Raw genomic sequence first — 19744 nt, 5'->3', positions numbered from 1 at the left:
ACCGAGAGATGACTGTATCAGCCCACGACATGATGTTTGATCTGCTTCGCAGTAAAAAACAGAACTATAGCCTACCGCGAGAGTTCTATAACGATCCGGATTTTTTCAAACTTGATATGGAACACGTATTCGGTAAGTCATGGATTTTTGCTGGTCTGGTTTGCGACATCCCCAAACCCGGAAACTTCTTTACCCTATCAATCGGTGACAATCCTCTGGTTATTGTCAGAGACGATAACAGCGAAATCCATGCGATCTATAACACCTGTCGCCACCGTGGATCCAAAGTCTGTCTGGAAGAAAAAGGCCACACCGCAAAACTGGTTTGCCCCTATCATCAATGGACATATAATCTTGACGGTAATTTACTATTTGCCGGGAACATGGGCGAAGGCTTTAACCCCGCAGATTTCCCCTTACGGAAAGCCAATATCGGCATTGCAGGCGGCATGATCTTTGTCTGCCTTGACGAAAATCCCCCCGCATTTGATCATTTTAAAGAAGCTGTGGAACCATTTTTGAAGCCGCACGCGCTGGACAAAGCCAAAGTCGCCCGCGAAATCACCATCAGCGAAAAAGCAAACTGGAAGCTGGTAATCGAGAACAATCGCGAATGTTATCATTGCAATGGCTCACACCCGGAACTTCTGAATTCACTTCTCGAATTTGACAATACCGACGATCCCCGCGCAACCCCTGAATTCAAGGCACTGGTCGCCAAAAAATCCAGTGACTGGGATGCTTTGGGCATCGCTCATGAAAGCACCCCGCACAATCTGGAATACCGTGCTGTCCGTATGCCATTGGCAGAGGGCATTCACTCCATGACCATGGATGGTTCAGTCGCCTGTCAGAAGCTCATGGGGGATTTAACCGATCCGGATATGGGCTCGATGCGCCTGCTGCACTTGCCAAATACCTGGAACCACTTCATGGGTGATCATTCCATTGTCTTCCGCGTGATGCCTGTTGGGCCACAAGAAACATTGGTAACCACCAAATGGATTGTCCACGAAGATGCCGAAGAAGGTGTGGATTACGATCTGGAGAAAATGGTCAAAGTCTGGAATGCGACCAACCATCAGGACAGAGAATTGGCCGAAAACAATCAACTCGGCATCAATTCCAAAGCTTACCAACCCGGTCCCTATGCTGAAGGTGCCGAGTTTGGGGTTATCAACTTCATCAACTGGTATAGCGCGCACATGCTCGGCAAGTTGTTTGATCCTGCCAAACTCCAACTCGCTGCCAGCGAATAAACACAATATCTAAAACTGTATCGGTACGAGGGCGCAAGGACTGCGCCCTCTAGAATCAATAAAGTCCATAAGGGCAACTATAATTGGGGAATCTAAAATGGCTGACATGGCTGTTAAGCAGGCTATCAGAGATTTAAACACAACAACGCCGTGGGATAGCCACTCTCAAATGCTAGAGTGCGTGATGATTCTTCAGGACACACATGATGTTAAAACTTTTTGCTTTCAAACCACGGATAACAGTTGGTTTCGTTACCTGCCCGGGCAGTTCATCACCATTGAACTTGAAATTGATGGCAAACCCGTTCTCCGCACTTACACCCTGTCTTCCAGCCCATCACGTCCCTTGTCAATTTCCATTACGGTCAAAGCAAACAAAGACGGTTTTGCATCTCGCTGGCTGCATGAGAACCTGAAGGAAGGCGATAAGATCAAAGCCCATGGCCCAGCTGGTCTCTTTACTTTGCATAACCATTTAGCTGATAGATATCTGTTTATTTCCGGCGGTGCTGGCATTACCCCAACGCTATCCATGACACGTTGGCTTTTTGATCAGGGCACCCATACAGACGTGCATTTCATTCACTGTGCTCGAACGCCTTCGGATATCATTGCACGTCGTGAGCTGGAAAGTATGAGCGCACGCGTCAGCGACATCAAAGTCGCCTATGCTTGTGAAGAGCCTGATCCCTACGGTGCCTGGACCGGATATACAGGACGCCTCAATCAATTGATGCTAGAGCTGATTTCTCCGGATTATCAGGAGCGGGAGATTTTTTGCTGCGGACCAGCTCCTTTTATGCAGGCCGTTCGTGATATTCTCAATGCAGCAGGCTTCAACATGGACCAATACCATGAAGAAAGTTTTGATGCGCCGATCATCGAAGAAGAAGACCGTCCTGATCATGATGACGTTATCATTGACGATGATGCAAAATCATCCGTTAGCTTCATAAAGTCCAAAAAAGATACGCGGGTTCAAGAGTCCGATACCATCCTGAGCGCGGCCAAGAAAACCGGCCTTCATATTCCGAGTGCCTGTCAGTTTGGTGTTTGCGGAACCTGTAAGGTTAAGAAGGTCTCCGGCGAAGTTCACATGGTTCACAACGGCGGAATTACCCAGGAACAGATTGATGACGGCTATGTTCTTGCCTGTTGTTCCAACCCGCTAGGGGACGTTGTTATCGACTTCTAAGCTCTCGTTTGTAACAGAGATGGCCTCGGGTGAGGTCACCTCTGTTACAACAGCAAATGCCCTCGTGCAAATATCCAGGCCTCTTTCGTGACCGACAGTCACAGGTGTTTTCCTATCCCTTTGAGAATTTTCTATCGTCTCTTCAATTTTCTGACGCTATTGTACTCGTAAAGGCATAAAACAGGGAATTGAGACCATGAAATTACTGCGTTACGGCTCCGTTGATCAGGAAAAACCCGGATTATTGGACCAGCAGGGAAAAATCCGTGATCTTTCCGGGATCATTGATGATCTAGATGGTAGAAACCTGAGCTCTCAAACCCTTTCAAAAATACAAAAACTGGATAGCAACTCCCTGCCCTTGGTAGAGGGCACGCCAAGAATAGGCCCTTGTGTTGCCAACGTGGGCAAAGTCATTTGCATTGGCCTGAACTATCATGACCATGCCAAGGAAGTCGGCGCGAAACCAACGCCGGAACCACGCATTTTCATGAAAGCGACGTCCTCAATTTCCGGTCCCTATGACAATGTTGAAATACCGAGGGGCGCAGAAAAGACGGACTGGGAAGTCGAACTTGGTGTCATCATCGGCAAAAAAGCAAAATACATCGAAGTTGATCAGGCGATGAATCATATCGCAGGGTACTGTCTGGCGAACGATGTGTCAGAGCGCGATTTCCAAATGCATCGATCCGGACAATGGGTAAAGGGTAAAAGCCATGACACCTTTTGCCCCCTTGGTCCATGGTTGGTCACTCCTGATGAAATTGATGATCCACACCAACTCCCGATTTGGTTGGAAGTTGATGGCACTCGTTATCAAAATAGCTCAACAAGCAACCTTGTCCATCGTATCCCGGAAACAATTGCTCATCTTAGTCATTTGATGACGCTTTTACCCGGCGATGTTATTTTGACAGGAACGCCATCTGGTGTAGGTATGGGGATAAAACCAGATCCGCTTTTCCTCAAACCAGGCATGACAATGGAACTTGGGATTGACGGCCTCGGCATACAAAAACAAACCGCCATTTCCGCATAGAAACTTTGCAAAGATCACTATTCGGGCTTTCTATTGAAGAATTTTAAACGCATCAAAAAGATGTGATCAGGAAGTTTGTGCTTCCGTTTTGCTCTAAATCATATAAATACTGGCATCCAATTGAATATAAGACCTAATTGAATATAAAAATGAATAGGCATAAGGCTCGCTAGGCAATCGAGCCCATAAAATTGGATCCAGTGTTGATAACGACCTTGAAAAAACTCCACAGCTATTGGAGTGAGAAAAAAGAGCATCGGCTCTTTCCTGCCCGAAAGGATCTTGATCCTCTCGATTTTCACTATGCTCTTGGTAATGTCTCTCTAATTGACGTTGAGCGAGACGAGAATACGCACAATCCAATCTACAGAGTTCGTTTACTCGGTAGTAATATTCAAGAACGCATTGGCAGTTCTTTCATCAATCGCAATCTGGATGATTTTCCAGAACAAGATTCCCTATACAAAATGCGTCTTGCCTATAAAAAGGTGCTCGATACTAAAGAGCCCTTGGCTTATCCCAGTTTCTTTAAGTACGGCGAAAAAGAACAACCCTTTGTGTGCTGTATCTGGCCACTTTCTAGTGATGGGGAAAAGGTTGATATGCTGCTTTGCTGTCGTGAGCAAATTTTTGACAAAGCGTTGGTTCCAAATCAGGACCACCTCACGAGAGAGCCAGAGATTTGGCCCTATCAACAGTGGGGTAACACGCCTCTATTTTCTGCTTTAATGCACTAAAAACCATTTGCTAGAATGATCGCAAAACAAAAAGGCTCTGAACTATCTGTTCAGAGCCTTTTTTAGTTCAGGATAACAATCGAACGTTACACTTGAACGCTCTCTATTCCCTATTCAACAATCAAATTCTGATCGTCCAGCAACGTCTTGATTGCATCATCGGACGACCCGCCATTCAAGAGATTGACATTATCCAAACGGATTGTCGTGGTAACATCACTGCCGCCAACACCATCATGATCTATTGTCAGGACGGTATCCCCACTCTCTTCCGAGAGAGACAGGTAATCTTTCAGCGCAATTGCCGTAGAAGCATTATTATTCCCAACGGTAAAGCCGCTAAGAAGAGCACTCAGATCAATGACGTCCCCTTCAGACGCGTCGAAATCAGTAATGGTATCATTGCCCCCAACACTATCAGCTTTGAAAACAAAGACGTCCGCAGCATCGCCACCTGTCAAGGTATCGTCACCAGCACCACCAGACATCCTGTCTTCATAAATACCACCGATAATGATGTCATCACCTTCCCCGCCATCAATAAGACCTAGAACTTGTCCACTGGTATTACCGTTCGTAAGCTCAATAGTATCATCCCCGCTATGCGCATAGATACTACCTTCAATTGTTGCATCACCAGACAGCTTGATCGTGTCACCACCTTGCGAAGAAACAACGTCGCCTTTAACCCTTGTATTATTGATAGAATAAGAAGACATGCCATGAGATGAATAATCATATGTATGAAGTGTTGACACATCTCCACCATGAACGTTGCCGTCTTTTCCAATATTGGCTGGAACAAAATCTCCGTCCCAACTCCCGCCGACAACATGCATTCCAACAGGTCCGGGAACAGGATCGACATCTGTCTTTCCATGAATATCGATGACGAGTTCAGCGGCACTCTTATCCCCATCCCGATCTTCCACGGTATAGGTAAAGGTTTCTTTTAGAAGATCGCCATCGTTAAGATCATTGACGACCGCCTTGGTATTATCCAGTTCATAGCTATAGCTGCCATCAGCTTTGACTGTCAGTGTTCCATAGAGACCTTGGACAACCATGTTGTCTGCATTCGCCCAGACAATGGACCTGAAGCCATCTGCACCCAACTTGTCTGCATTACCATCGGTACTATTGCTATCACCTGAAGCTTCGTCATATCCGGTAACAACATTTCCTGTCGCCACCAAACCGTTGTCTTCGGTGACACTGTCAACATCATCAACGGCTTCTGGTGCGCTGTCTTTGACATTGATTTTGATATCAGCCGTTGCTGTATCGCCATCACCGTCAATTAGCTTGACCTCAAACGTTACAGGCAGTGTGTCACCGTTTGGATCATTATGATTCAGGGCTTTATACTGACTGTAAACGTACTTGCCGGATGTCGTGTTAAAGACCAGCTTGTAAACCAAATCTCCTGTTGGTTGACCGTTAACCAATTCACGACCCTCAATGGTAATATAAGGCCTGGACACAATTGGATCAGCAGCGACAACATCCACACCGTTGGCCTTAAGAGTTGACGGACCTTCAATTTCAAATTTGTGACCGTCAACATCCGCACCTATATCAAAGGTCATTTGCCCCGTTACCGCACCACCAACAGGTCCGTTACCAGCATTGGCACCATCAACATCAATTTTCAGGTTAAGATCGCCATAATCCGCATCAGAATAAGGGAAGCGCAAATCTTCCCAGTTATAGTTACCATCGTGATCATTATCATAAACATGCGCAGTACCGTCGCTGTTCAATCTTGGGTCTGAGAAGTAGGCTGGCTCTCCAGCACCTTTCACTTCGTCATTACCAATGAATGCTGTCCATTTACCATTGACATTTTTGAAGGTTACAGAAGCTCCATCCTTGAAGTATGCGCCATTGTGATCCACACCGTCAGGTACAGTGAAGAAACCAAACGTTACGCCATCTGGATAGTCTGCCTTGTTAATAATGGCACTGACATCATCGCCAACATTAAAAGTATTTGAGTGTGCATCAGCCAGAATGATCTGTCCGCCAATCGGATTACCGTTTACATCAGCAACGAAGAAACCAATGCTGCTATGGTGTCCAGCATAGGATGTTTCAGCAGACTCAATGTTAATTGTCACAGTATCTTCTGCGTTGTCGAGATCATAGACACCTTGAACAAAGTTATCCTCATCCAAATCCGTAGTTGCGTTCTCAATAACCGGACCAGAATCAGCCACTTCAACAATTAGCTGGCCTTTGTCTGTGTCCCCATCACCATCAGTGACCTCATACTCGAACACAAGTTTCAGGGCTGCATCCAGTTTCGCACCTTTGTGATCCAGCGCACCAAATTGACGATAAGCGTAATCCCCCGTTTCTTTGTTCAGATACACGTCAAAAACAGCTTTACCATCAGCATACCCAACCAAGACCAGATCATCACCGTTCTCTGTCAACCAAACAGTAACCGGGTTACCACCTGAAGACAGATCAGCAAGGTTGATCGGATCGCCATTGCTATCAGTTACAGCATCCAAAGTAATTGCCGTAAATTCACCGCCATCAGTACCGAAATCAACATCGATCTCGCCCTTGGCAATAGCAGTTGCCCCCGGCAAGCTACCTTCGTCTACAGACGTATTAACTTGCTCTTCAACAACAGGTAAACTGTCCTTGATGTTAACAACGATATCAGCTGTCGCGGTATCTCCGTCACCGTCGGTTAACTTGACGCCAAATTTAACAGGCAGAACTTCGTCATTCGGATCATTGTGATCCAAAGCTCTGTACTGGCTATAAACGTATTTTCCGGACTTGGTATCGAAAGTCAGTTTATAGACCAGATCTCCATCCGCAGTCTTTCCTTCAACAATGAGCAGAGAACCTGAAACGATTGGTGTCCCTGCTGTAACTGTCTCACCATCTGAAATCAGATCGGACGGGCCTGTAATTTCGAACTTATGGCCGACAACATCTGTACCAACATCAAAGCTCAGTTTACCGGAAACAGCACCCCCAACAGGGGCATCCGCATTTTTGGCTCCATCGACCTTAATCTGTACATTGAGATCACTGTAATCTGCATCAGCATAAGGGAAGCGCAAATCTTCCCAGTTATAGTTACCACCATGCTCATTGTCGTAAACATGGGCCGTACCATCGCCGTTTAACGTAGGGTTTGAATAGTATGCAGGTTCGCCAGAACTTTTAACAGGAACACCGTTAATATGCGGCACAAGCTTACCATTCACATCTACAAATGTAACATCGGCACCGTCTGAATAGTCACCGCCAAGATGCCCGTTTTTATTGCCGCCATTCGGCACGATAAAGAAGCCAAATGTGGCCCCATCCGGGTAATCAGCCTTGTTGAAATTAACAGAAACATCTGATCCGACAGCAAATTGACTGGAATGACCGTCAGCAACAATAATCTGCCCCCCGATCAAGTTCCCACTGGCATCAGCAACATAAAACCCGATACTGTTATGGAAACCTGCCCGCGATACATCTGCTGATGTCACAGTAATGGTGACCGGGTCAGTCGCGTTTACAAGATCGTATTCGCCCTGAACAAACTTGCCTTCGTCCAAAGATGACGTTGAGCCTGTTATGCTTGGCCCATCGTCCTTGAGGTCAATCTTGGCTTCAGCATAGGGGCTAGCGTCCCCCTCGTCATCGACAGCACGATACTTCAAAACCAGCTGTTGAACGTCATTATGGTCTGATGAGCTACTACCATCGACATCATGATTAATCTGACCATACTGAACAAAAGTCATTTTCACAGATCCAGAAGACGCCGTTCCTGGTTGCCCAAGATGTACCGCAAAAACGGCGTTTCCGCTTGGATCAAGTCCCCAAACAATATTTGGATTTACATCGTCTGTATGAAGAGTAATTGCAACAGGTGCATCATCGCCACCTGTGTATAGGCCACTTGGCGCCCCATTATAGTCTTCAAACTCCAATGTTTCTGGGTCAACATCAACCGCATCCGTTGGTGTACCAGAACCATCCGTTTTAAAGTCAAAAGCGACGTCACCTTGCGCTTGCCCGATCACCGCGACATGTTCACCAATGGAACTATTGACAAGGGCAGCAGCAATGGTTGCGCTTAATGAAGCCTGATCGCCCGTACCAACGTCAACACCGTCAGTCTCGTCATAACTAAAGCTTACCTCTTCTACCGTGGGGGTATCTTCAATAACTTTAACAGTGTGAGTTGTTTCACTCTCAGAGCGGTTGTTATCTGTTGTTAGCTCTTCGTCTGTTGTATTTGTTTCTTCGGCAATTGCTTTAATTTTGATGACGGCATCACCACCACTCTGTGGCTCCCCATCGCTCCAACGTGATGAAGACCAGTCCTGTGGATTGAATTCAAAGTTAAGATCAACATTTTCACCAAGAGACGTCACATCAATCGTGATGGAATAGGTAGTATTAAGACCAACTGTGCCTGGTGCTTTCCCACCAAGACCACTGACCGTGTACTGTAAATCACCTAACTCAGGAATCCAATCTGATGGGATATTGCTCAGAATGATTGTATGGGTTTCTGACCCGTCATTATCGGTAAAGGTAACATCCACAGGCACGTCAACAATCGCCTGTTCATCAAAAATATTATCGCCATTATCAGACGGTCCGGAAATGCCTTTAAGAAGGTTAGCCAGCAAGTTTGAGCTATCGGAAGATAGATCCAATACTTTCCCACGGCCCAAGAAATCTATTAGGTCTTTATATGTATCTTTAACATCAGAAGTCACCATAAAGACAGGAACGACACCTGACGCCTCAAGCGCGGCTTTCAACTGAGCAAGTTCTGGATAGTCTTCGTCCAGGTCATTTGTCAGATCGCCGTCGCCGTCGTTTTTTCCGAGACGTAGTGCATCACCTGCTTTGTGAAAATCTGCATCCGTTGTAAGAACAACATATTTTGTTGCCCCTTCGCGGAACCCGAGATCTGCTGCATTTTTGGCAAGATTAAACAAAGCCTCAATTTGAGCTTCAGGGCCATCACCACCAGAACCAAGAGTGAAGGCATCAACTGCTGCTTTTACGGCGTCTAAATCAGCAGAAACATCCTGCGCATTTTTATAAACATAATCCCCGTGGCTTCCAAGACGATCAATAGCTTTATCAATAAAGCTACCTGCGCCCAGATGAACATCGGCTGAAAAATCACCATTCTTGATTTTACCAATTAAGTCGGCAACCGCCTGCTGTACATTAGGTACATCATCACTAAAAGAACCGGAAAGATCTTGAAGCAAATACAAATCGACAAGGCCATCACCGCCCAAACCACCCTCGTTGCCAAAGATCGGTTTGTCAGCAACGGCATCAATAACTGCAACGACCTCAACCGGGATTGAAGCACTTTCACCGGAATCCGGGTCTGAAATATTAGCCGTAACATTCAGTGTAAGATCAACATCAGAGTTTGTGTCCGGCTTGATAAATACCTGATCAAAGTCACCCGGCGTTATCGTTACAGGGAAAGGCCCACTATAGATATTCGCGGCATCAGAGCCCCCGATATAAAGCACTGCATTTTCAGGAAGTGCCTCAATAACAATAGAATCAAGTGTCTCGTTATCGGCTGGTGTAAAATTGAATTCCACCTGCATCGGCGCAGGTCCTTCATTACCAATATGTTGGTTAGGTCCCCAATCTTCGAAACCGCCCTCATAATCACGCGCCTCTATACCACCTTTTAGTTCACCAACGGCTGTCCCGGTTGTGATAAAGCTGACATCAAAAGTACCTTCGGCTGGATCAGTGATATCATCACCATTTGCGAATAATCCGAACTCAAGTTCCGTTTCACCAAGCGTTCCCAAAGCAGACAAGCCATCAATGACATCCCCCAGATTATCATTGTACTGACTTCCCCCGCCACCGGTTGGTCCGGCGTCAGCCCCCGCAGCAGTCTCTAGCGTTTCTCCTTCACCAAGGGCTTGCGCCTGACCAATCAAAAGACCCGCAGAAAGCTCTACACCCCCAATGACAAGAACAGGTGCATCTGCGCCTTGAGACTCTTCTACCAAGTTTTGGAAAACAATTCGACTGTCGGCGCTGCCATCGCCATTGGTGTCAAAGGTCAGAACAAAATCATTTCCTTCGATCAATGGCGTTGCAGTTGTTGCATCAAAGTTCAGAGTTGCTGTCTGCCCTTTACCAAGAGAAATATTCTTGGTTGCACCACTTTCCGGCGCCGTGATTTCCTGAATTTCAGCCCCCTGACCAACAAGAACATCACGACCTTCGTCACCTGAAAGATCCCCACCTGTGCGCTGCACGAGCTCAACAGCCATTATACACTCCAGTTCTGATTTATATGAGTGCTGCCCGACCCCCTGCCAGACAACCTAAATAGATTAGTTTCAACGGGGACGAGAATAGCCAAACCAAAAAGGAACTACAAATGACAAACCGATTAATACGACACACATATGTATGATTTTAATGATTTGTGTGGATTTTTTTCAATAAATAATTGGTTATATTTGGGAAATAAGTCTTATTTGTACGCTTTTGTTGAAATTAAATTCTACCCTTTGGATATATTCTTGCTGCTCTAAGGTTAACCCAGAATGAATCCACACCATTCCACAAACTTCTACCCCATCCATTACACCGAACAATTTCAACGACAGCAGATACAAAAAGAAAACCCATAAAAATAAATCCGTAAATCTTCTATAGGGGCTGCCCCATATATAAAAAAAGCATGGCTTCTATGAAGCCATGCCAAGAACAATAATTATGTAGCGTTACTATCACCCACGTCCACGATAAGGGGGAACACCCTGATCAGGGATCCAGATACCTTCTGGTGCCGGGCCAGATTGATAGAAGACATCAATGGGAATACCGCCACGTGGATACCAGTAACCACCGATACGCAACCATTTTGGCTTCAAAAGCTCTTCGATACGTTTACCGATGGAGACAGTACAATCTTCATGGAAAGCACCGTGGTTCCGGAAAGATCCTAGGAAAAGCTTAAGCGATTTACTTTCCACTAACCAGTCACCTGGCACATAGTCGATCATAAGGTGGGCAAAGTCCGGTTGTCCTGTAATAGGACAAAGGGATGTAAATTCCGGCGCTGTAAAACGTACAACATAACCAGATCCCTTTTGCGGATTGGCAACACGTTCCATCACGGCGTCTTCCGGGCTATCCGGCAATTTACTGTCTCCGCCCAGCTGGGTCAGATTTGAATAGATGCTTTCTTCTGTCATTTCTTTTCAAGCTCCAATGTTCAAGAGCGCCATCTTTTTTGTCTAGATGGCAAAATTATTAGTCGTGGAAGCAAGACGCAAAGAACCTATACGCCGCGTTCATTGCCCCATATCAAAACATGTAGTTGCGGCAAGACTGTCGCGTCATACCACGCGTCTTCAACCACTTTATCAATGAGCCACCGCATCCGATCCATAACACCAGACATATCAATTGTCGGTTCCGTCTCTTCTACTGTACCCGGCGTATGATTTCCGGGCTGAAGATACATCCGTAACCGTGGGAAACGCCGATGCACTTCTTTGGCATAGGCATAGTCTCGATCATCAAAAACAACCACCTTCATGATGGTTTCAGTATCAGAACCAGCCGCAGCCACACAGTTTGCCAACAAATCCCAATCAGTTTCCATTTCTGATGAAGGCGGTTTGGGGCTCAGCGTTAGGTTATCCAGCTTGGAAAACCAATCTTTGACCACACTCCCCTGTGTTTCCAGGGCAAAGCGATAGCCTTGCTCGTGTCCCAAATCAACCAAAGCCCCAAGGGGTTGAATAGCCGGGTTGCCCCCTGATAACGACACAAGAAGCGGCTTGCCACCAGAAAGTGAGGCAACTTCTGACATAATCGCAGCCGGAGACATTGGCTTCCACTGATCGCGAAAGCTTGAATCCACGGCATAAAGCGTATCGCACCAACTACAGCGGTAATCACAGCCCCCCATGCGGACAAAAACGGTTGGTAGACCCGTTAAAGCACCTTCGCCCTGTATGGTCGGGCCAAAAATCTCACTTACCTTTATTGTACGCGCGTTCGGCGGCGCATCGGCAAACACTTTCATGCCCGACGTGTTGTCGTTTGATGTGCCGGTAATCATGGTTTGTACTCGGCCCAGGTCTTGGGCGTTTCACTCACACGCAGGGCCGTAACTTCTGGCCAGCGTTCAAACGACCAATCAAAAAGATGCTTGGCCAAACGTTCGGCGGTGACATTATCATCCCCCAGCACCTCATTCAGATGACGGTGATCAAGGACATCATCAATATATTGTTTCAGATCACTTAACTCGAGGTAGTCGCGAACAAAACCAGCAGAGTTCAAGGTCTCGCCAGAGAGTTCGATCTCAACAATATAGTTATGCCCGTGTAACCGGGAACAGGGATGCCCTTCGGGAACCCCCATCAGCTGATGCGATGCTGAAAAGGCAAACTGCTTTGATATTCTATACATGCATCAAACTCCCTTGGCTTTTGCAACAGCTTCAAGCCAGTAATCAGGATCTTGATAGGTTGTCGGATCGTCCACCTTGGCAACATGAAAGGCTTCGCGGCGTTCCACACAGGTGCCACAGCGACCACAATGATGCTCATAGCCTTTATAGCAGGACCATGTTTCTTCAAAAGGAACCTTCAAACGGTGACCTTCTGCGGCAATGTCACTTTTGGGAAGATGTACAAAGGGTGTATAAAGCTTGACCGCCGCATAACCATCCAACGCATGACGCTGCATTTCTTCAAAAGAATCAATAAAGGTTGGACGGCAATCGGGATAGATAAAATGATCGCCCCCATGTACTGCAGCGGCAACAGCATCTGCATTCTCGGCAGCTGCAGCACCAAAGGCAATTGCCAACATAATAGCATTGCGGTTCGGCACAACCGTAACCTTCATACTTTCTTCTTCATAGTGCCCGTCCGGCACATCAACATCATCCGTAAGGGCAGAGCCAGACAGCAAGGCACCTACATTGGCAATATCAATAACATTGTGCGGAACACCAAGGCGTTCTGCACAACGGCGGGCATAATCGAGTTCTTTCTTGTGACGTTGACCGTAGTCGAAAGAAATCAGGCGCGTTAACTCAGCCTCCGCAGCAACCTTGTGCGCAAGCGTAACCGAGTCCAAGCCACCTGAACAGATGACGAGTGTTTTCATTCGTTCCAATCCTTGTTTTTCTACCGGGTAGGCTGCGACCGGGGAGCCTGACATTGCGCGGATGGCTCCAGTTTCGATTTAAATCGCGCCCCCCGATATACCCCAGAAGAAGAAAAAAGCAAAGGGCAAGAGCAATTCCTTAATCGAAGACCACCTATGCGAACGTCATAGGAGCAACAATGTTTTTTTAAGATAGAGCTGAGAAACAGATAGAAAAACAAATGAACATGGCTCATAAACGGGACCTACTTCCTTCATAATACCCAAAGTCAATATCACCATCTGTGGTCCTAAATAAAATTTCATACTGGGCCGTTGTCCTCTTGCAATACCTATGGTTATGATACTTTTTTGCTTATCTATCCTCCCCTTAAATCCTCGAGGCCATTATGGAACTTAAAGACCCCTCTTTGTTACGTGATAAATGCTACATCAATGGTGCATGGGCTGATGCTGACAGTGGCGAAACCTTTGCCGTTACCAACCCGGCAAACGGTGATGTTCTGGCTTCCGTTCCCAAAATGGGAGAGACAGAAACACTTCGAGCCATTCAAGCCGCAGAGGAAGCCTTTGGCCCTTGGAAAGACAAGACCGCCAAAGAACGTGCGCAAATTATGCGTAAATGGTTCGAGTTGATTATGGAAAACCAAAGCGATCTTGCTCTACTGATGACCCTTGAACAGGGAAAGCCGCTGACCGAGGCGATGGGGGAAGTGGCCTATGGTGCAAGTTTTGTTGAGTGGTTTGCCGAAGAATGCAAACGCATCTATGGCGACACTATTCCAGAACACTTACCCGGCCGACGGCTCGTGGTGACGAAAGAGCCAATCGGTGTTGTCGCCGCCATTACCCCGTGGAACTTCCCGATCGCTATGATTACCCGTAAATGTGCCCCGGCGATTGCTGCGGGCTGTACCGTTGTCATCAAACCCGCCGAAGACACACCTTTAAGCGCTTTTGCGCTGGCCGAGCTCGCTGAACGTGCTGGCATCCCCAAAGGGGTTATGAATATTGTTTCCGGCATTCCACAGCAAATCGGCAAAGCATTGACCGAAAGTAAGGCCGTCAGAAAGCTTACCTTTACCGGTTCCACACCTGTTGGCAAACTCCTCATGAAACAATGTGCCGACACCGTTAAAAAGACATCTATGGAACTCGGTGGTAATGCCCCCTTTATTGTTTTCGATGATGCAGATCTGGATGCTGCGGTCGAAGGCGCAATGATGAGCAAATTCCGCAATGCAGGGCAAACATGTGTCTGTTCGAACCGGATACTTGTTCAAGAAGGTGTTTATGAAGCCTTCGCAGAGAAGCTTGTTGAAAAAACGGCGGCTCTGAAAGTTGCCCCTGGGACTGAAGACGGCGCACAACAAGGCCCGCTTATTAATGCTGCGGCGTCGAGCAAAGTCAGCGAACTTATTGAAGATGCCCTCAGCAAAGGTGCAAAAACCGAAATCGGCGGAAACCCCCATGATCTCGGCGGAACCTTTTTTGAACCAACCGTGATCACCGGTGTTACCGATGACATGCGCATTTTTAGTGAAGAAATCTTTGGCCCAGTCGCCCCTCTCTATAAATTCAAGACCGAAGATGAAGCCGTTCAAATGGCAAATGATACGCCTTTCGGTCTTGCAGCTTACTTCTACAGCCGGGATATCGGACGTGTATGGCGCGTCTCTCGCGCCTTAGAGTACGGTATCGTTGGCATTAACGAAGGCATCATTTCCAACGAAGTTGCTCCCTTTGGCGGCGTCAAGGAAAGCGGTGTGGGTCGCGAAGGCTCCAAATATGGCATGGAAGACTTCCTGGAGATCAAATATCTCTGTATGGGTGGCATTTAAATATTCCACCAACTGCCCAAAAAGCAAGCAAGGAGCTAGATGGTTCCTTGCTTGCTTTAGATCTATAAGCTATTCCCCAAAAAAAACTCAAGCACGTGAGAAACGCCGCTTGATATAACCTAAAATACCAACAAAAGGAATAAGTATCAGGAACCAAAATTTCTTAAAAAATACTAATGCCATGGCTATCAACCCGGCTTTTCCAAACTTAACTCCAAATGCCCCCGCCAGAAGCCCCGCAGCTCCTATCGCCGCAACTTTGTCACCATCTTTAAAATCACTGTAGGTAGCATTTTCTCCAAACTCAAAAGAGTTGGCAAGGATCAGAGCTGTTTTTTCAGCTTCTTCAGGCATAACTGGATCAGCGGCATAAGTAATTTCTTCATATCCATAACGCCCCAGCTTATAAACAACCATGTTCATAATAGGATCTTCATCGCCAAAACGGGCTTTGACCGCATAGTAAGCAACTGCCTTGTCTTTGGAAAGGCTCGGTGAAACTCCCCAGCCAAGAACTTCTATTTTCTCACCTATCAGTTCTGATTGCTCTTTTGCCCCTCTTACGTAGGCTTCCATAAGAGCATCGGCATCCATATCACCCCAATCATCCATGCTGACGAAGCCATCTTTATATGGAACGTAGTAAATCCCTCCCTTCTCAGAAACCCAGATGCCTTCAACAGTCGGGTCAGGTTCGCCGGACACTTCGGTCAACGTCGTATCAAGTCCTTGTTGATCTGTGATAATCTCTGCATCAGCTGGCGCGACAATACTACCACCACTTCGCACCGGATACCTGTCAGCAATGGCAGAGAAAGAGATCCCTCCCCAAAAAAGACAAGATATCAATAGAACTGTATACTTCATGTCGCCCCCAACAGGTTAGATTAACGCAGATGCTTCTGCGCTGAGATCAAATAAGTTGAGATTGAACCTAGATGCTTTGACGTAAAACCACATACCTCAAACAAGGTACCTTTAACTAATGAATGTCCGGAGTTGGACATGTTGTATTAAAATCGTTGATTGATGTTCATAACTGCCAATAGTTTGTTATCTTATGCCTCCAAGTGATGCCTTTTCCAACATAAGAACAACCATATAAACGGCCATTGCAGCTGCCAGATGCTTTAAACTATGGCCACTTATGGCATTACCCAATAAGCTATAAATTTCAACATCAAAATACTCCAAAGCCTTTGCCAATGCATACCAAACATACATCCAGGCAAGATACTTTCCGGATGTATGTTTTGAGAGAGGATACAACCAGCATACCAGCGGAAGCGCGATCAAGGGGTAGAACTGAACCAAGATATAGGGCCTAAGATCTCCACTTCCGATGCTTTCCGTTTGTTGCCAATAAATCAAGGATGCAAGCCCAAGGAAGATGAGTAATGCAATGAGTTTTCCCGCTAGTTTTCGAGCCAAAAATACCTCTATCCGATCGATTAAAATTGCCCCGAATAGAGATGTAAAAGCCACCGTCATCGGTAATCGGTCCCAAAAGAGACGATCATTATCAGGGTTTGCGTGATAATAAGCAGAGCCTGGTGCAACAAAAGCAACTGATAGAAAAAAGATTATATAGGGCGAGATTTCTCCGATGCTCTGAAATCTTCCCATGAAATACAGTTTCTTTAACTTACCTAAACCGAGAACACCTACAATTAAAAAACCAAGGTTTGAAATGACATCGCCAAAATTTGCAATACCCAGACAGCTACGTGTATCAGCAAACAGATGGTAGAGTTGATCCTGAGGTAATTTTGGCACAAAAAACGTGCCCAAAAGGGAAAAAATAAAACTTAGACCTAGAATAAGGTCTCTTCTTTCCATCTTTTTACACCTCAAACTCGTGACCAATAGACAAGCACCCTGATTTAAAATAATTAAGTGCAGCTGCCACTACCGTATCTCTGTTACACAATGAAGAGTGTAATCCAGGCAAGACAAGCACCTGATCGCATCCAAGCAATCGGGCCTCGGCAACAGAAACCACCCCGTCATCATCCCCCGGAAGAAAGGGGTTATAGCCCTCCCCATCTGATTTCCCGCCGGCGATTATAACAGTCTCACATTCAGGCATGGGTATTTTCTGCACAAAATCAGGCACCAGTTCCTGCCCGGATTTCCCGTAAATGAGTTTATACAAAGCCAATTGCTTGACCCACTCTGCAACGGCCGACCCCTGATTGGGCGGGGCAACCATCAGCAACCGCCCAATATTGATCTGTGCTTTCCATGAAGTCAGGTTTGCCAAAAGTTGCCTGACAACCAAGCCCCCCATTGAATGAGTAATAAACGAGACCTCTTTAATATCATTCCGTCGCGATAAAATTCGCGCCAGTTGATCGGCATGCTCATGGATAAAAGCTCTGGTAGAGGGATAGGTAATGGCAGCGACTTCATACCCATCATCCGCAAAGGCGCGTTTCATCTTCTGGAAGGTGTCTCCGGAACGCGTGATACCGTGGACCATCACCAGCAAATGTATGCCATCCGTTTTTGGATGAGATGGCGGCACAATTTGTTTCTGAACTTTATAATGCTCAAAAACGGAGAAGCAGTCTTCAAAGCTGCCCCACGCCTGACGTTTATCATCCGGGTCTAGTAACCGAAAATGCCCGCTGTACAAGTTGAACTGGATACGCCAACTGGCATAAATAAATTCGTCACGCCAGAACTGCTTCCCACCCAAAGTTGGCATTTGAATATTAAGGGGAGCACCGCTACTTGTTCGCAAATTTTCTGTCGCGAATTCCATCCCTTGGCGTAGGTATTTTTCGATGTTGTCAATCATTTGGCAGTACCGCGAAAGTTTTTATGACCTTTAAGCCCATTAAGAAATGTTGTGATCAACAGACTGCAAACCTCGTATGAAGATTGATTGATAACCACATTCAGCTTCTTTTTATCGGCAAGAGAAATAATCCCGTGCAAACTCGCCCAAAGCGTTACAGAAAGACGCCGTAACTCTTTTGAATCAATTCCCGAAAAAAGAGGCCGCAAGGCTTGGTCAATAACGCTCAGCAACATTGAAACACGTTGATCATACCACTCGGGTAAATCTTCTTCATTGGCAGGCATATGATCAAAGAGCAAACGCCACAGACTTCTGTTCCCGTCAATAAAATTTAAATAACCAATCAGCAACTTTTCCAGGTTTCTGTTAACAGCACCAAATTCTCTTACATCATCCAATCGGGTTTTGGAGAGATGATCATGTAACCGTTCCAGCGTCCTGCCATTCAATGTGAGAATAAGGGCATCAATATTGGCATATAGGTTATAAATCGTCCCAGGGGCGTAGCCGATTTTTTGTGCCACCTTTCGGGCAGAAAGTTCTGACACCCCGCCAGCCACGACCAACTCTTCTGCTGAATCAAGAATCATCGCTTTCAATTCATCTGGACTATGATCAACGCGACGCGCCATTAACTAAAGCCTTACGTATCAGTTTTAAACGATAATTATCAAAATAATGAACACCGTTCAAAATTCAAGAAAAAAATAACGCCACATACCAACTAAGGCATGTGGCGCTAGATTTATTCTATGGAACTGATCAGTTTAACGCGCTCAAATCCTTCGCAATATTTGCCGCCAGCACCGCATTGTTTTTTACAAGCGCTATGTTGGATTCCAAACTCCGCCCTTCGGTCAATTCAACGATCTTGCCAAGCAGATAAGGGGTAATTGCCTTGCCAAAAACCCCATCTTTAGTCGCACTGTTCAACGCAGATGCAATAACATTATCCATCTCGGCTTTATCCATGGCATGACTTTCAGGGATTGGATTGGCGACAACAGCCCCGCCCTGATACCCAAGATCCTGTTGCACCGCCAGCATACCGGCAATTTCAGATACAGACTGAGCTGTCAAAGGCGCATCCAAACCGGAATCACGGCAATAAAATGCTGGAAACTGCTTTGTTTGATAGCCAACAACAGGAACACCTCTGGTTTCCAGAAATTCAAGTGTTTTTGGCAAATCCAAAATCGATTTCGCACCAGCACAAACAACTGCCACAGGTGTCTTCGCCAACTCTTCCAAATCGGCCGAGATATCAAAATCGTTTTCTGCCCCCTTGTGAACACCACCGATACCCCCGGTCGCAAAAACGGAAATGCCGGCCATTGCCGCACAAATCATCGTTGCCGCAACAGTTGTTGCCCCGTTGCCTTTTTGCGCAACAATCAATGGCAGATCCCGACGGGATAGTTTCGCAACATTTTCGGCCTTGCCCAGCTTTTCCAACGCTGCCTCGTCCAGGCCGATACGGATAACACCGTCAAGCACAGCAATTGTTGCCGGTACCGCGCCTTGCGCCCGAATCAGGTCTTCTACCTCGCGGGCCGTTTCCACATTTTTGGGATAAGGCATACCATGCGCAATAATAGTTGATTCCAATGCAACAACAGCTTTTCCCTCGGCAAGGGCCTTCGCAACTTCAGGTGCAATATTCAGGTGTTTTTCCAATTTCGGATTCATGCTTATA

Annotated in this window: 15 protein-coding genes; 5 read left to right on the top strand and 10 right to left on the bottom strand. The window is 46.4% G+C overall.

The features are described from left to right. Nucleotides 1-8 precede the first annotated feature (8 nt). From BKB51_RS17450 to BKB51_RS17435, 4 genes are all read left to right on the top strand, one after another. A complete protein-coding gene (locus BKB51_RS17450) occupies nucleotides 9-1259 on the top strand; it encodes an aromatic ring-hydroxylating oxygenase subunit alpha (RefSeq protein ID WP_085902402.1) in 1251 nt (416 codons plus the stop codon). A gap of 97 nt (nucleotides 1260-1356) precedes the next feature. After that, nucleotides 1357-2454: an FAD-binding oxidoreductase gene (locus BKB51_RS17445; protein ID WP_276327684.1), complete on the top strand. Its 1098-nt coding sequence runs from the start codon at nucleotides 1357-1359 to the stop codon at nucleotides 2452-2454. Between the two features lie 196 nt (nucleotides 2455-2650). Beyond that, entirely contained in the window at nucleotides 2651-3496 is an 846-nt protein-coding gene (locus BKB51_RS17440; RefSeq protein ID WP_085902401.1) for a fumarylacetoacetate hydrolase family protein, read from the top strand. A 200-nt stretch (nucleotides 3497-3696) separates the two neighbouring features. Further along, nucleotides 3697-4233: a PAS domain-containing protein gene (locus tag BKB51_RS17435; RefSeq protein WP_158090270.1), complete on the top strand. Its 537-nt coding sequence runs from the start codon at nucleotides 3697-3699 to the stop codon at nucleotides 4231-4233. 110 nt (nucleotides 4234-4343) lie between these two features. Here the strand turns inward: BKB51_RS17435 and BKB51_RS17430 are convergent, their stop codons facing one another. The 5 genes from BKB51_RS17430 to queC all read right to left on the bottom strand — a co-directional run bounded on the left by BKB51_RS17430 (nucleotide 4344) and on the right by queC (nucleotide 13455). Then, entirely contained in the window at nucleotides 4344-10535 is a 6192-nt protein-coding gene (locus BKB51_RS17430; protein ID WP_085902399.1) for a DUF5801 repeats-in-toxin domain-containing protein, read from the bottom strand. A gap of 465 nt (nucleotides 10536-11000) precedes the next feature. Beyond that, the gene (gene queF, locus BKB51_RS17425) at nucleotides 11001-11468 is read right to left on the bottom strand and encodes a preQ(1) synthase (protein ID WP_085902398.1); all 468 of its coding nucleotides are present in this window, start codon (nucleotides 11466-11468) and stop codon (nucleotides 11001-11003) included. Between the two features lie 86 nt (nucleotides 11469-11554). Continuing rightward, nucleotides 11555-12343, bottom strand: coding sequence for a 7-carboxy-7-deazaguanine synthase QueE (queE, locus tag BKB51_RS17420; RefSeq protein WP_085902397.1), 789 nt, complete (start codon nucleotides 12341-12343; stop codon nucleotides 11555-11557). Next, nucleotides 12340-12696 (bottom strand): 6-carboxytetrahydropterin synthase QueD, encoded by a 357-nt coding sequence (gene queD / locus BKB51_RS17415; protein WP_085902396.1) that lies wholly within the window; start codon nucleotides 12694-12696, stop codon nucleotides 12340-12342. Before queD ends, queE begins: the two co-directional genes overlap by 4 nt. Before the next feature lie 3 nt (nucleotides 12697-12699). Further along, nucleotides 12700-13455 (bottom strand): 7-cyano-7-deazaguanine synthase QueC, encoded by a 756-nt coding sequence (queC, locus tag BKB51_RS17410; RefSeq protein WP_198946787.1) that lies wholly within the window; start codon nucleotides 13453-13455, stop codon nucleotides 12700-12702. A gap of 335 nt (nucleotides 13456-13790) precedes the next feature. On the opposite strand from queC, the gene BKB51_RS17405 reads away from it, so the two are divergent. Then, complete coding sequence (locus BKB51_RS17405) at nucleotides 13791-15242, top strand: NAD-dependent succinate-semialdehyde dehydrogenase (protein WP_085902395.1); 1452 nt, start codon at nucleotides 13791-13793, stop codon at nucleotides 15240-15242. Nucleotides 15243-15329: 87 nt separating this feature from the next. Here the strand turns inward: BKB51_RS17405 and BKB51_RS17400 are convergent, their stop codons facing one another. The 5 genes from BKB51_RS17400 to BKB51_RS17380 all read right to left on the bottom strand — a co-directional run bounded on the left by BKB51_RS17400 (nucleotide 15330) and on the right by BKB51_RS17380 (nucleotide 19737). After that, nucleotides 15330-16109, bottom strand: a complete 780-nt coding sequence (locus BKB51_RS17400) for a DUF2167 domain-containing protein (RefSeq protein WP_085902394.1) — start codon at nucleotides 16107-16109, stop codon at nucleotides 15330-15332. Nucleotides 16110-16295: 186 nt separating this feature from the next. Then, nucleotides 16296-17018 carry a hypothetical protein gene (locus BKB51_RS17395; RefSeq protein ID WP_158090269.1) on the bottom strand — a complete coding sequence of 241 codons (723 nt, stop codon included), beginning with the start codon at nucleotides 17016-17018 and terminating at the stop codon, nucleotides 16296-16298. A 67-nt stretch (nucleotides 17019-17085) separates the two neighbouring features. Beyond that, nucleotides 17086-18045: an alpha/beta fold hydrolase gene (locus tag BKB51_RS17390; protein ID WP_085902392.1), complete on the bottom strand. Its 960-nt coding sequence runs from the start codon at nucleotides 18043-18045 to the stop codon at nucleotides 17086-17088. Further along, nucleotides 18042-18680, bottom strand: a complete 639-nt coding sequence (locus BKB51_RS17385; protein ID WP_085902391.1) for a TetR/AcrR family transcriptional regulator — start codon at nucleotides 18678-18680, stop codon at nucleotides 18042-18044. The genes BKB51_RS17390 and BKB51_RS17385 overlap by 4 nt, the downstream gene beginning before the upstream one ends. Before the next feature lie 130 nt (nucleotides 18681-18810). Next, a complete protein-coding gene (locus BKB51_RS17380) occupies nucleotides 18811-19737 on the bottom strand; it encodes a pseudouridine-5'-phosphate glycosidase (RefSeq protein WP_085902390.1) in 927 nt (308 codons plus the stop codon). Nucleotides 19738-19744 lie beyond the last annotated feature (7 nt).

Source organism: Kiloniella majae (genome assembly GCF_002118315.1).
Classification (GTDB): Bacteria; Pseudomonadota; Alphaproteobacteria; order Kiloniellales; family Kiloniellaceae; genus Kiloniella; species Kiloniella majae.
The sequence above is the reverse complement of the archived record's forward strand: the minus strand, read 5'-3'. Positions and strand labels throughout refer to the sequence as shown.